The sequence below is a fragment of the uncultured Deefgea sp. genome, from assembly GCF_947072475.1.
Taxonomy (GTDB): Bacteria; Pseudomonadota; Gammaproteobacteria; order Burkholderiales; family Chitinibacteraceae; genus Deefgea.
In genome coordinates this window covers 1-13,194 of record NZ_CAMTIA010000070.1, presented here as the reverse complement: position 1 = coordinate 13,194, position 13,194 = coordinate 1, and the positions used below count along the sequence as shown (strand labels likewise).

Sequence of the window (13,194 nt, the reverse complement as noted above, 5' to 3'; positions counted from 1 at the left end):
GCGTCGGTTTGATGACGGTGGCGACGCTGATGCAAAATACGTATGACGCTTGCGTGAATCGTAACGGCTAATTCACAAAGGGCTGCGCATCCCGTGATCAAGGTTTGTGCTGTGCTCAATTGCTAATGAAGCCTCATGTACTTGAGTGCATTCATGGTTTTTGCGCTCCTAACGCAGCTTGCTGACGGGTGCTCGCTACTTTGAAGTGTTCATTTTGGCCGGGTTTAAACCCGCCATTTACCTCTAAAAGATTTTAATAAGGTTCTGTAATGGCATATCAACTGGCTAAACCGCTGCTGTTTATGATGGATGCGGAGCGTGCGCATCACGCGGCATTTAAAGGCTTGGGCTTGCTGCACAGCACGGGCTTTTTGCGCACGCTAACGCCAACAGTGCAAAATAATCCAGTCACGGTGATGGGCATTGAGTTCCCCAATCCCGTTGGCTTGGCTGCGGGTTTGGATAAAAATGGCGATTACATTGATACCTTGGCGGAACTAGGGTTTGGCTTTTTAGAAATCGGTACGGTAACGCCGCGCCCGCAAGCTGGTAATCCCAAGCCACGTTTATTTCGTTTGCCAGAAGCGCGGGCGATTATTAACCGCATGGGGTTTAATAATGGCGGCGTTGATCAGCTGATCAAAAATGTTGAGGCTAGCCAGTATAAGGGCGTACTCGGCATCAATATTGGCAAGAACGCCGATACCCCGATAGAAAATGCCGTTGATGATTATCTTATCGGCTTGCGTAAGGTGTATAACCACGCCAGCTATGTGACGGTGAATATCTCTAGCCCAAATACCAAAAACCTGCGGCAATTGCAGCAAGCCAGTGAATTTGGCGCGCTATTGCAGGCATTAAAAACCGAACAAGCGCGTTTGGCCGATCAATATGGTCGCTATGTGCCCATCGCCGTCAAAATCGCGCCGGATTTGGATGGCAATCAAATCCAAGAAATGGGTGAGTTACTCATCGCCAATCAAATCGACGGCGTGATTGCCACCAATACCACCTTGTCGCGGACTGGCGTTGAACATCTGCGGCATGGCCAAGAGGCTGGCGGCCTATCGGGTGAGCCGGTGCGGGCCAAATCTACTTCGGTGATTCGCGAGTTGTCGCGCGTGCTCGATGGCGCTTTGCCGATTATTGGTGTTGGCGGCATTGTGTCCGGCGAGGATGCTGCGGAAAAAATCCGTGCGGGTGCGGCCGTGGTGCAGATTTATAGCGGCTTGATTTATGAAGGCCCGCAATTGATTACCGATTGCGCCCAAGCCATTGCCCGTGCGTAAAGCCAGCGCGCATCGTGATATTTCAACGATCTAGGTCATGAAATCATCGAGAAAGATACGTTAAGCTCAATCCCATTCGTGCCACACTCGGGGTTGAGCGCCAACGTAGGTCGTTGATGACTAGACGTAAACGCAGTAAGCAAAACCCGCTCAATAAGCTAGCAAAAACGCGGTTGCGGGTTAGCCCATTTAGTTGAAAAAGGATTTCTGTTGAACGCTCAAGACGAACAAATTACCCAAGTTATTTTGACTTTTGCCCAGCCGGTGTTAGTCGGTTTACCTAATGGCTGCTCAAAAGCGCAGTTCGCCGGCGTTATGCGCACGGTGCTCACCGTATGGAATGCCGTGGTAAAAGACGCGCAAGAAGGCGGCAATCAGCATGAAACGGCGGTTCTGAGCACCATCGCTAGCGCCCCCAAAGCAGTGCAATTGATGGTCAAGCGGCTAATCAAACGCAAAAAAACCAAATTCGCCACTGACCAACGCCAAATCGGCCAGCACTGGGTGCATGAGCAAGGCGGCGAAGTGTTGTTTGGGTGTGAAGCGGCAGATGAGCAGGCTGCCCCCAGCGGTGTACCGTTTAAGACCAAGTAGGATGGGTTGAGCCGATTGTTGGCGATACCCATCGATTGAGGTGGGTTTCGCTTTGCGCTACCCATCCTAACTAGCTCGCTGTGTCGGATTAACTGTGTCGGATTAAGAGAAGCCAGATGATAAAAAATGGAAAGCTCATTCAGTGGAACGATGATAAAGGGTTTGGTTTTGTTTCTACAGAAAATGGCGAGCGTTATTTTTTGCATATCAAAGCGATTAAACGAACGACAAAAGGCCGCCCTCAAATTGGCGATCTCGTGACGTTTGAGGCCGGGAGAGATGGGCAGGGGCGGCTATTGGCTCTGGCAGCTGTTGTTGGTCAACTCGCTCGTCCAATCAAGAAGAAGGTGACGTCGTCGGGATGGGATTTGATTGATAGTTTGACTTTGCTTTTACTGATTTTATGGCCAGCCTTAATTTGGCGCAGTGGATTGGGTCAATTGATTTTTCCGGTTGTTTTATTGCTCAGTATTTGTGCTTTTTTCGCTTACGGACGAGATAAAACACAAGCTCAAAATCAAGAAAGGCGTACCCCTGAAGATACTTTACATGGCTGGGCATTACTTGGTGGTTGGCCTGGTGCATGGATTGCGCAACGTGTTTTTCGCCATAAAACTCAAAAGGGATCGTTTCGTTGGACCTATTTGCTGACTGTGATCGGCAATCTTGTTGGCCTATGGTTCTTGCCTGTTGTATATGCTGCGGCGACGTCGGCCTAGTCACCTAGGGCTTGGTTTTATCAACCCGCGCTGATCGCAATGCTTTACAACTGAATTAAATTGGCGGGTTACGCAGGCTAACCCGCCCTACGATTATCTTGATCACGATCACGTTGTGCTTTGTTGTGATCAATATGGCGCTGTCGGTTGTGCTGGGGCGAGCTCATGCGGCGTTGCCGCTTGAAAGAGAATTAAAAATTAAATGGATGTATCGAGTTGTAGCTATTGCTGGTTAAAGCTTCTAGGTCAATACCCCAGTACAATCCCTCAAGGGCTGAGAACATCATGGATTTGAATCATTACCTTTTATTACTCGTCGGTGCGGTGTTGGTGAACAACGTGGTGCTGGTGCGGATTTTGGGGCTTTGCCCGTTTATGGGCGTATCAAAAAAACTCGAAGCCTCGATTGGTATGGGTCTGGCGACCGCATTCGTGTTGACCTTGGCGTCGGGTACATCGTGGATGATCGACCAAGTGTTGATTGTCTGGCATCTGGAATACTTGCGCACGCTGGCGTTTATTGTGGTGATTGCGGCGATTGTGCAATTTACCGAGATGTTTATCCATAAAGCCAGCCCAGTGTTGTATCAGGCCTTGGGGATTTATTTACCGCTGATTACCACCAATTGCGCGGTGCTCGGCGTGCCGCTGATTAATTCAACTGCCAAGCATACGTTTTTGGAATCCTTGGTGTTTGGCTTTGGCTCGGCGCTGGGGTTTTCCTTGATTTTGATTTTGTTCGCCGCGATGCGCGAACGGCTCGAAGGCGCAGATATTCCGCAAGCCTTTAAAGGCACGCCAGCGGCGTTTATTACCGCTGGCTTGATGAGTTTGGCGTTTATGGGTTTTGCCGGATTGGTTAAATAATTGTGAGTAGGGAGTAGGGAGTGGGGGTAGTAGACCCAGCCCACTCCCAACTCCTCACTCCCTTGTTTGTAAGGTATTTGAATGAGTTTTCTATTCGCACTGGCTTTAATGGCCGGGTTGGCCGTGTTGCTTGGCGCCGTTTTGGGTTGGGCGGCGATTAAATTTAAGGTCGATGAAGATCCCTTGGTGGATAAAATCGATGCAGTGTTGCCACAAACCCAGTGCGGCCAGTGCGGCTATCCGGGTTGTAAACCGTATGCGACGGCGATTGCCAATGATGAAGCGCCGATTAACCAATGCCCACCGGGCGGAACGGATGGCATTCATAAACTGGCTGAGTTGCTGGGTAAAGAATTTATTCCTTTTGATGATGGCGGCGGCGCGGCCGAAAAGCCACGTGCGGTGGCGGTGATTCGTGAAGACGTGTGTATCGGCTGTACGCTGTGCATTCAAGCCTGCCCAGTTGACGCGATTGTTGGCGCCGCCAAGCAGCTGCATACGGTGATTGAATCAGAATGTACCGGTTGCGAGCTGTGTATTGCGCCGTGCCCGGTCGATTGCATCGATATGGTTGTTGTCGGTGAAAACGTCAATACGTGGAAATGGCGTTATCCCGTGATTCAACTCAAGCAGGTGCATTGATGCGCAACGAGAATAAAAAAAGCTTTTACCACAGAGGCACAGAGACACAGAGCAATGCACAAAAATCATTGCTTTGCTTGCTAGGCGCGCCTCTGTGCCTTTGTGTCTCTGTGGTCGGTTTTAAAAAGGGCTGCTTGATATGAACGCTCAAATTTTCCCATTTCATGGTGGCGTTCATCCGCCCGAGATGAAAGATTTATCCAATCGCTCGCCGATTGTCGCGATGCCGATTCCGGCACGGTTATCGATTCCTTTGCAGCAAAGCATTGGCAATATCGCGCAGCCCTTGGTGAGCGTGGGGGAGCGCGTCCTCAAAGGGCAAATGCTTGCCGCAGCCAATGGCAATATTTCAGCCGCGGTGCACGCGCCAACGTCGGGGCAAGTCATTGCGCTCGACGCGCAAGCGGTGGCGCATCCATCGGGTTTGACGCAAAGCTGCCTGACATTGGCCAGCGACGGGCTCGATGAATGGATTGCGCGCGAAAAATTTGATTGGCGCGCCGCGATGCAACGGGGTGACGCCAAAGCGATTCGCGAATACGTGCAAAACATGGGCGTGGTTGGGCAGGGCGGCGCGGTGTTTCCGTCGCATCTGAAATTAATCAGCCGCGAGCCGCTCGATACCTTGATCATTAATGGCGCTGAATGTGAGCCGTATATCACTTGCGATGATCGATTAATGCGCGAGCGCGCCATTGAGATCGTTGCCGGCATTGCGATTGTTCGGCAATTACTCAATGCCAAACAAGTGCTCATCGGTATTGAAGACAATAAACCCGAGGCGATTGAAGCCTTGCGTACGGCGCTAATGGGCTGCGGATTTAGCGCTCAAGTCGTGGTGGTACCTACACTCTACCCATCGGGTGGCGCAAAACAGCTGATTAAACTGCTGACCAATATCGAAGTGCCTAGCGGCGTTCGTTCCACCGATTTGGGCGTGCAATGCTTTAATGTGGCGACGATTTACAGTATTTACGCAGCCTTAGAACACGCTGAGCCGGTAATTTCACGGGTGGTGACGCTCACCGGCAATGTCGAAAAACCGTGCAATGTGGAGGCTTTGATTGGTACGCCGATTGACGACTTATTAAAGTTTGCCGGACTGAAATCACCCAGTGATTGCATTTATGGCGGGCCGATGATGGGCTTTACTTTGCCATCAACGCAAGTCGGTTTAACCAAGGCGGGTAATTGCATTATTGCGATGGATGCGGCGAACTTTCCCGAAAAACCACGCGAAATGCCGTGTATTCGTTGTGGCGAATGCGCGGTAGCGTGTCCGCAAGAATTGCAGCCAATGGATTTGTATTGGTTTGCGCGCAGTAAAAACTTTGGCAAGGCGCAAGAGCGCAATCTATTTGATTGCATCGAATGCGGCGCTTGCGCTTATGTGTGCCCATCGAGTATTCAGCTGGTGGATTATTATCGCTTTGCCAAATCCGAAATCTGGGATGCCGAACGCGCGAAAAAATCGGCCGATACCGCGCGCGAACGCCACGAATTTAAGCAGTTCCGTGAAGAGCGTGAAAAAGAAGAAAAAGCCGCGCGCTTAGCGGCGCGAGCTGCGGGTCAATCTGTTTCGGCCAGAGCCGCGCCAAAACCACCGGTGGGTGAAGTTGCCGCAACGGAGGCCAGCGTGGCGCCTATTGCTGATGGCGACGATAAAGCCGCGAAAATTCGCGCGGCAATGGCGCGTGCGGCGGCCGCCAAAGGTGAAACGCCTGCAAGCAGCGCGGCTGCGCCAGCAATCGACGCCGATAAAGCGGCGAAAATTAAAGCTGCAATGGCAGCAGCAGCGGCGAAAAAAGCTGCTGCAAATACCCCCGCAGCGCATAACCCTACAGATGTTGCTGGTGCTGGCTTGCCGCAAGATACGGTAGCTAAACCGGCCATCGACGAAGAAAAAGCAGCCAAGATTCGTGCGGCGATGGCCGCAGCAGCGGCCAAAAAAGCCGCGAAGGTTGCGGGTGAAACCGCTCCTGTCGTCGAGCCGGTCATCGCTGGTGTTGAAAACCCCGTCGAGGCAGTGGTCGAAAAACCCGCGATGGATGAAGAAAAAGCCGCCAAGATTCGCGCCGCAATGGCTGCCGCAGCAGCCAAAAAAGCCGCGAAGGCTGCGCAGTCGGATAAGGATGCGCAATGAGCGATTTAGCGTCGATGCGCAAGCAATATCATTTACGGCCGTCGCCCGAAGGCTTGAAAGCATGGGATGTGCATCATCTGATTGCGCAAAGTGGGCAGTTGCCCTTGGTACGTGTGCCCTTAAGTCAGATCGCTGAGTTAGATCAGAACTACTGGTTTGACGTCGGCGGCGAACAGCCAACGGGGCGAGTGATTGCCGAGCACGTCAAATTGATTACGGCAAGCAACTTAGCTTATCCGATTATTTTGTCGCAAGACGGTCGCATTATGGATGGCATGCATCGCGTACTCAAAGCCTATATTCAGGGCGCTGAATACATTGATGCCGTGCAGTTTGTGCAAGATCCCGCCCCCGATTTCATTGGGGTGGCGGTTGATGATCTTCCTTATTAAGTATTCACTGGAATGGGTATGAGAACTTCTCCGCATTTGATCAAACCAACGCCGCTGCAAGTGGTGATGCTCAAAGTCGCTGTGGCTTTGCTGCCCGGTATCGCAGCCTATGCTTGGGTGTTTGGCGCCGGTATCTTGCTGCAAATCTTGCTCGCTACCGTGACCGCGTTGGCCACCGAAGCGGCGTGCTTAAAATTACGCAATTATCCCATCAAGCCTTTTATCACCGATGGATCGGCAATTGTTACTGCATGGTTGTTGGCGCTGTCTTTACCGCCGCTGTCTAGCTGGTGGATGGTGGTGTTGGCCACCGTGATTGCGATTGGTTTGGCCAAGCATTTATATGGCGGTTTGGGGCAAAATCCGTTTAATCCGGCGATGGTGGGTTTTGCGGTGATGATGGTGTCGTTTCCGGCGCAAATGAGCCGCTGGAATGCACCGCTGTCTTTGCCGAGTGTGGATTTAACGTCTTGGCAGCAGATTGGGTATATCTTGAGCGGGCATCTGCCACAAGGGCTGTCGTTCGATACCCTTGCATCGGCTACGCCACTCGATAGCGTTAAAACCGCTTTGCTACAGCAGCACAGCATGAGCGATATTTTTAGTGGCGCGATTTTTCAGTCAGCCGATTGCTTGAGTTTTCTACCGAGTTCAGTGGCGTTAATCGCCGTGGCCTATTTGCTGGGCGGCTTGTATTTGCTGCAGCAGCGCATTATTGCGTGGCCATTGCCGGTGGCGTTTTTGACGGTGTTATTGGGCATGTCGGGATTGTTTCACCTGATTAATCCCGCGCAATACACTAGCCCCGCGTTTCACTTACTCAGTGGCGCGGCGGTGTTGGGCGCATTTTTTATCGTTACCGATCCGGTGACTGCGCCAACGACTTTGCGGGGGCGTTTGATTTACGCGGCGTTAATTGGTTTGCTCACTTGGCTGATTCGCACTTTTGGCGGCTATCCCGACGGGGTGGCGTTTGCGGTGTTGATTATGAATATTGCCGCGCCGTTTCTTGACCAATACACGCAGCCAGCGGTTTTCGGCCGTAAGCCTCAGCGGGGAGTGAAGCATGGACATTAAAACCCTTTACTATCGAGCCACAGCGACGCAGAGGGAAAGCAAAGTGTTCGTGGGTTTCTCTGTGTCTGTATGCCGCTGTGATGCGTTTTTAGGGCAATCTGTGGGGATGAAAGCATGAAAACCATGGTTCAAAATGGCGTTCGCGGTGCTTTGACTTTATTGGTTTTTGCCCTGGTTTTCACCGCCCTGATGGCCGGAACCTATGCCTTGACCAAGGACAGTGTCGCCAAAAACGAGCGCGATGCCCGCGCGGCGTTGATCGCGCAAGTATTGCCTGCGGGCAGTTATGACAACGAGTTGCTGCTGGACGCGCTACCGCAAACTGCGGCGGCACAACAGCAGTTGAATAATCCAGCTGGTGCGCAGATTTATCGTGCGATTAAAGATGGCCAAACCACGGCGGTGGTGGTGGAAACGATTGCGCCAGATGGCTATTCGGGCAAGATTAAATTATTGGTCGGCGTGAGCCGCGCTGGGCAGATTTTGGGCGTTCGCGTTGTGGCGCACAAAGAAACGCCGGGCTTGGGCGATTATATTGATGTCGCCAAATCAAACTGGATTTTGGGTTTTGATGGTAAATCGCTGTCGTCGCCAACGGCCGATTTATGGCGGGTTAAAAAAGATGGTGGCGCTTTTGATGCTGCAGCGGGGGCAACCATTAGCCCGCGTGCGGTGGTGAAAGCGGTGAAAAACACCTTGAGTTACGTGGCGGCCGAGCACGCCACTTTGTTTGGAGCCTAAGCATGGCCTTGTTAACACAAGACGAAAGCAAAACGATTATTCAAAACAGCATTTGGCAGCAAAATGCCGCCTTAGGGCAGTTTTTGGGCCTGTGTCCGGTGCTGGTGATTTCAAGCAATATTGTGAATGGTGTGTCGCTGGGTTTGGCGACGAGCTTGGTGATGTTGATTTCAAGTGCGGCGATTGCCTGCATTCGCAGCTTGGTACCTAATGAATTGCGGGCGCCGATTTTTATTTTAATCATCGCCGCCTTGGTGACGATGGTCGATTTACTGATGAATGCCTATGTGCATGATTTGTACGTGGTGCTGGGGATTTTTATTCCTTTGATTACCACTAACTGCATCGTATTAGCGCGGGCTGAAGCGTATGCATCTAAAAACGGCGTGGCGCAATCGGCGCTCGACGGCGTGATGATGGGTTTAGGGCTCACGCTGGTGCTGGCGATTTTGGGCGCGATGCGCGAGTTAGTTGGCAAAGGCACCTTGCTGTCGGGTATTGATCTGGTGTTTGGCGCAGGCGCTAAATCATGGGTGATTCATGTGATTCCTGCTGAATACAATTATCAATTTTTGCTGGCCATCTTGCCGCCCGGTGCGTTTATTGGCTTGGGTTTTTTGATTGCCGGTAAACAAGCGCTCGATCGGCGCGCAGAAACCAAGGCCAAGTTGGCGGCTAAATTGGCATTGCAGGCTGTTGCGGCATGAATAAGCAAACTCGCTATGCCTTTTATGCGCGTTTGGCCGAATTAGAGCCCAATCCCAAAACTGAGCTGAATTACAGCACGCCGTTTGAATTACTCACGGCGGTGTTGCTATCGGCGCAGGCGACTGATGTTGGCGTGAATAAAGCGACCAAGGTGTTATTTGCTGTGGCTAATACCCCCGAGGGGATTTTGGCGCTAGGCCTTGATGGACTTGAGTCCTACATCAATACCATAGGTCTGTATCACAGCAAGGCCAAGCATCTGCTCGAAACCTGCCGCATGTTGATCGAATTACACGGCGGCGAAGTGCCGCGAGATCGGGAAAGTTTAGAAGCGCTGCCCGGTGTTGGCCGCAAAACGGCCAACGTAGTGATGAACACGGCGTTTGGTATTCCGACGATTGCGGTGGATACGCATATCTTCCGAATTGGCAATCGCACTGGTTTGGCCAAGGGCAAAGACGTGCGGGCGGTGGAAGACAAATTACTCAAGGTGACGCCGCCAGAATTTTTACTCAATGCGCATCACTGGTTGATTTTGCATGGCCGTTATATTTGCAAAGCGCGCAAACCGGAATGCTGGCGCTGCATTGAAAATGATATCTGCGATTACCGCAGTAAAATCATGACGCCCCCGAAAGGCTTTTGATGGGTATATCGATGTAGCTGATGTTGAGTATTGTCTGCATCAATATACCTATTGATGGTGTTTGCTTCAAAAAACCAGCGGCGAGTTCTTTCTTGAGTACGGTCAATCTTGCTCGGCGATGAATTGCCGTGGCATGGTTGTTCACTCCAGAATCGTGCTAAAGATATAGTGCTCAAGCACTAGGCGTTCAGCGGTCGCTAGCGGGATAAACTCTAATCCATATTGAATTTCATTATTGGGCATGACTGATTTTTGATTTTTAACGATGGCACGGATGCTCATCGTATGGTCGATGCCGGCAGCATGCAGGCGTAGCGCCATGCTGATTTCTTGGTCGATCTCTAACTGTAGATTATTGCCTTCGAGCATGGCACCACTGGCCGATAGATTGGTGATTTTGGCGGGCGTGCTATGAATGCCATCGCCGCTAATGCTGGCAATCAAATGAGTGCTCACCCGCAGGCTATTGCGCAATTGGCGGATTTGTAATGTATCAGGCCAGCTTAAGTGCAAGTAGGGAAAGGGCGAAAAGCAAACTTTCTCAATCACCGCATCAAATGAAATCACATCTTTACCGGCAATGGTTTTGGCTTTAATCGATTGTCCTTCCCGATAGGGTAAGACCGCCCCATGTGCATTGAGTGCGCTAATTAATACGCCCATTTTATCCACCCAGCCGATGAGTTTGACCGATTCACTATGATTGAGCGGATCAACGCTCAGCTGAATATGCAGTGCACTGCCGGGAGGCAATTTAAATTGCGCTAAATGACGTTTGCTGGGGGCGGGTTTGGCGATGGCTCGCTCAGTGGGCGGCGTGTTGCTGCGCACTTTTGCTCCGCCGACCGCGCCTGCAACGCGAACGCCACGCCATGCCGGATTACGAAACATGCCTAGTTTATTGAGCGTTTCCAGTTGTTTTTCAGTGTGAATGATTTGCCCGGCGCTCAGCAGTAATTGATTGTCGGCATCAAAGATGGCGTAAGGTGTCGGTTCGCCAACAACCAGTTCTTGTGGGCGAAGGGGGACGAGGTCAGATTGGGCCATGCAGTTCACCAAAGATAATCCATATATAAGATACGCTTGTAATCTAACTTTGCCTTTACGCCAAGCATCCGGCTGGCGGCGTTGCATTGTCGCGACGTGATACCATCTTATTTCTGTTTAAACCGAGTTTTCCATGCTGCATTTGCTTAATTCGCCTCAGCGCGCTGCTGTGCAATATTTGTCTGGCCCTTGTTTGGTGTTGGCTGGCGCGGGCTCGGGTAAAACGCGAGTGATCACGCAAAAAATCGCTTTCTTAATCGAAGAAGCGCAAATGGATGCGCGCCATATCGCCGCGATTACCTTTACCAATAAAGCCGCGCGAGAAATGCAGGAGCGGGTGGCCAGCTTATTGCCGGCGAATCGCTTGAAAGGTTTAACGGTTTCGACGTTTCATAGCTTAGGCATGAAGATCTTGCGCGAAGAGGCCGCGCACTTGGGTTATAAACCGAAGTTTTCGATTTTGGACTCGGCCGATTCGGCCAAAATTATCGCCGATCAATTGATCACCACCGATAAATCATTAATTCGCTCGACGGTCAGTCAAATTTCAAACTTAAAAAGTGATCGAATTTCTCCAGATCACGCTTTGGCCATTGCCGCATCAGAGGGCGAAATGCAGCTGGCTAAGTTGTATCGCGCTTATCAAGACACGCTTTTTGCTTATCAAGCGATTGATTTTGACGATTTGATTCGCCTGCCGGTGGATTTATTTGAGGCGAATCCTGAAGTCTTGCAAAAATGGCAGCATCGTTTGCGCTATTTATTGATCGACGAATATCAAGACACCAATACCACGCAGTACCAACTGGTCAAACAGTTGACCCAGTTAACGGGGAAATTTACTGCGGTAGGGGATGACGATCAGAGTATTTATGCTTGGCGTGGTGCGAATGTCGAAAACCTGAATTTGCTGCGCATCGATTTCCCTCAATTGCACGTGATTAAGCTGGAACAAAACTATCGCTCGGTGGCGCGGATTTTGCGCTGCGCCAATGCGGTGATTTCGAATAATCCAAAATTATTCGAGAAACAATTGTGGTCTGATCTTGGTATCGGCGATTTGGTGCAAGTGGTCGAAACCAAGGGAGAGGACGATGAGGCTCGCTTGGTCGCCGAGCGTTTGAAAATGCATATGGCCCTCAACGGTACCAGGTTTGCCGATTATGCGGTGCTGTATCGCGGTAATTTTCAGTCGCGGATTATTGAGGCGCAAATGCGCGCCGAGAATATTCCGTATGTGATGTCGGGCGGGCAAAGCTTTTTTGACAACGCTGAAATCAAAGACGTGTTGGCGTATTTGCATTTGATTGCTAACGATGACGATGAGCCGGCTTTTATCCGCGCAGTCACGACGCCCAAACGGGGTATCGGCAATGTGACGTTGGAAAAACTGGGTAGTTATGCCAAAGAGCGACAAGTTTCTTTGTTTGCTGCGGTATTTGAAGAAGGTTTTGCGCATCAGATTCAGCCCGCACAGCGCGAAATGCTTTATACCTTCTGCCGATTTATTCAGCGGATGCAAGACAAAGTTAAATCTGAACCGGCCGATCAGCTGTTTCATGAAATTGTCGGGGCGATTGATTTTGAAACTTGGCTATACGAATCAGAAGACCCAAAGCCTGCCGAAAGTAAATGGAACAATATCCTGAGCTTGGGCGAGATGATTAAAAAGAAAGTCGATAGCGCCGGTAGTAATCTGGATGAAATCACGCAGAACTTTGACCTGCGCATCATGCTCGAAGGCCGCTCAGAAGATGAAATCGACGCGGTACGTTTATCAACCCTACATGCGAGTAAAGGTCTGGAATATCCGCATGTGTTTTTAATTGGCTGTGAAGAAGATATCTTGCCGCATCAAAATTCAATTGAATCGGGCATGGTCGAAGAAGAGCGGCGGTTAATGTATGTCGGTATCACCCGAGCGCAGCGCAGTTTAACGATTACCTATTGCGGAAAGCGTAAACGCGCTGGTGAATGGCAAATTACTAGGCCGAGCCGATTCTTAGATGAGTTGCCAGCAGCAGATGTGATGTTTAGCGGGCGTTTAGCCGCCAAATACGAGCCATCACCTGATATTAAGAAAGAACACTCCAGCCTAGCGGCTAAAATGTTAGCGAATTTAGGCGCAAAAACGGCGAAATAAGCATCGAACGCGATTTGTCTTCGCAATCAATGCTTCCAGCTCCTCTGTGTTTTACAATGCATCAGAATTAATGTTGAAATTAGATCTTTTTAAATTCAACAACTTAGCGTTTTACTAGCGTTTTGTTTGCAACAAGGTGTTGACGTGATCGCAGGGCTGCCGTATATTTCGGCCTCTCTGCTGCTG

Annotated in this window: 13 protein-coding genes; 12 read left to right on the top strand and 1 reads right to left on the bottom strand. The window is 50.7% G+C overall.

Features of this window, described 5'->3' with window-relative positions; all coding sequences use genetic code 11:
* Positions 1-269 precede the first annotated feature (269 nt).
* The 11 genes from Q0V82_RS15135 (at position 270) to nth (ending at position 9,818) form a co-directional block, all read left to right on the top strand.
* The gene (locus tag Q0V82_RS15135; RefSeq protein ID WP_297577047.1) at positions 270-1,289 is read left to right on the top strand and encodes a quinone-dependent dihydroorotate dehydrogenase; all 1,020 of its coding nucleotides are present in this window, start codon (positions 270-272) and stop codon (positions 1,287-1,289) included.
* A gap of 210 nt (positions 1,290-1,499) precedes the next feature.
* Complete coding sequence (locus Q0V82_RS15130) at positions 1,500-1,883, top strand: hypothetical protein (RefSeq protein WP_297577045.1); 384 nt, start codon at positions 1,500-1,502, stop codon at positions 1,881-1,883.
* Between the two features lie 116 nt (positions 1,884-1,999).
* Entirely contained in the window at positions 2,000-2,602 is a 603-nt protein-coding gene (locus Q0V82_RS15125; protein ID WP_297577043.1) for a DUF1294 domain-containing protein, read from the top strand.
* Positions 2,603-2,887: 285 nt separating this feature from the next.
* On the top strand, positions 2,888-3,469 hold the full coding sequence (rsxA, locus tag Q0V82_RS15120) for an electron transport complex subunit RsxA (protein ID WP_182075695.1): 582 nt from the start codon (positions 2,888-2,890) through the stop codon (positions 3,467-3,469).
* A gap of 81 nt (positions 3,470-3,550) precedes the next feature.
* Positions 3,551-4,111, top strand: a complete 561-nt coding sequence (gene rsxB / locus Q0V82_RS15115; protein ID WP_297577041.1) for an electron transport complex subunit RsxB — start codon at positions 3,551-3,553, stop codon at positions 4,109-4,111.
* A 139-nt stretch (positions 4,112-4,250) separates the two neighbouring features.
* Entirely contained in the window at positions 4,251-6,254 is a 2,004-nt protein-coding gene (rsxC, locus tag Q0V82_RS15110; protein ID WP_297577039.1) for an electron transport complex subunit RsxC, read from the top strand.
* Positions 6,251-6,646 (top strand): hypothetical protein, encoded by a 396-nt coding sequence (locus tag Q0V82_RS15105; RefSeq protein WP_297577038.1) that lies wholly within the window; start codon positions 6,251-6,253, stop codon positions 6,644-6,646. Before rsxC ends, Q0V82_RS15105 begins: the two co-directional genes overlap by 4 nt.
* Positions 6,647-6,664: 18 nt before the next feature.
* Positions 6,665-7,723 carry an RnfABCDGE type electron transport complex subunit D gene (locus Q0V82_RS15100; RefSeq protein WP_297577036.1) on the top strand — a complete coding sequence of 353 codons (1,059 nt, stop codon included), beginning with the start codon at positions 6,665-6,667 and terminating at the stop codon, positions 7,721-7,723.
* A gap of 114 nt (positions 7,724-7,837) precedes the next feature.
* Complete coding sequence (gene rsxG, locus Q0V82_RS15095) at positions 7,838-8,464, top strand: electron transport complex subunit RsxG (protein ID WP_221021390.1); 627 nt, start codon at positions 7,838-7,840, stop codon at positions 8,462-8,464.
* A 2-nt stretch (positions 8,465-8,466) separates the two neighbouring features.
* Complete coding sequence (locus Q0V82_RS15090; protein ID WP_297577033.1) at positions 8,467-9,171, top strand: electron transport complex subunit E; 705 nt, start codon at positions 8,467-8,469, stop codon at positions 9,169-9,171.
* Positions 9,168-9,818 (top strand): endonuclease III, encoded by a 651-nt coding sequence (nth, locus tag Q0V82_RS15085; RefSeq protein WP_297577032.1) that lies wholly within the window; start codon positions 9,168-9,170, stop codon positions 9,816-9,818. Before Q0V82_RS15090 ends, nth begins: the two co-directional genes overlap by 4 nt.
* A gap of 141 nt (positions 9,819-9,959) precedes the next feature.
* Here the strand turns inward: nth and Q0V82_RS15080 are convergent, their stop codons facing one another.
* On the bottom strand, positions 9,960-10,865 hold the full coding sequence (locus Q0V82_RS15080) for a flagellar brake protein (protein WP_297577031.1): 906 nt from the start codon (positions 10,863-10,865) through the stop codon (positions 9,960-9,962).
* 133 nt (positions 10,866-10,998) lie between these two features.
* On the opposite strand from Q0V82_RS15080, the gene Q0V82_RS15075 reads away from it, so the two are divergent.
* Positions 10,999-13,008, top strand: a complete 2,010-nt coding sequence (locus Q0V82_RS15075; RefSeq protein WP_297577030.1) for a UvrD-helicase domain-containing protein — start codon at positions 10,999-11,001, stop codon at positions 13,006-13,008.
* Positions 13,009-13,194: the final 186 nt, after the last annotated feature.

Coding starts and splice junctions, on each gene's coding strand:
- Q0V82_RS15135 (WP_297577047.1), top strand. CDS start 270: ATGGCATATCAACTGGCTAAACCGCTGCTGTTTATGATGGATGCGGAG.
- Q0V82_RS15125 (WP_297577043.1), top strand. CDS start 2,000: ATGATAAAAAATGGAAAGCTCATTCAGTGGAACGATGATAAAGGGTTT.
- rsxA (WP_182075695.1), top strand. CDS start 2,888: ATGGATTTGAATCATTACCTTTTATTACTCGTCGGTGCGGTGTTGGTG.
- rsxB (WP_297577041.1), top strand. CDS start 3,551: ATGAGTTTTCTATTCGCACTGGCTTTAATGGCCGGGTTGGCCGTGTTG.
- rsxC (WP_297577039.1), top strand. CDS start 4,251: ATGAACGCTCAAATTTTCCCATTTCATGGTGGCGTTCATCCGCCCGAG.
- Q0V82_RS15105 (WP_297577038.1), top strand. CDS start 6,251: ATGAGCGATTTAGCGTCGATGCGCAAGCAATATCATTTACGGCCGTCG.
- Q0V82_RS15100 (WP_297577036.1), top strand. CDS start 6,665: ATGAGAACTTCTCCGCATTTGATCAAACCAACGCCGCTGCAAGTGGTG.
- rsxG (WP_221021390.1), top strand. CDS start 7,838: ATGAAAACCATGGTTCAAAATGGCGTTCGCGGTGCTTTGACTTTATTG.
- Q0V82_RS15090 (WP_297577033.1), top strand. CDS start 8,467: ATGGCCTTGTTAACACAAGACGAAAGCAAAACGATTATTCAAAACAGC.
- nth (WP_297577032.1), top strand. CDS start 9,168: ATGAATAAGCAAACTCGCTATGCCTTTTATGCGCGTTTGGCCGAATTA.
- Q0V82_RS15080 (WP_297577031.1), bottom strand. CDS start 10,865: ATGGCCCAATCTGACCTCGTCCCCCTTCGCCCACAAGAACTGGTTGTT.
- Q0V82_RS15075 (WP_297577030.1), top strand. CDS start 10,999: ATGCTGCATTTGCTTAATTCGCCTCAGCGCGCTGCTGTGCAATATTTG.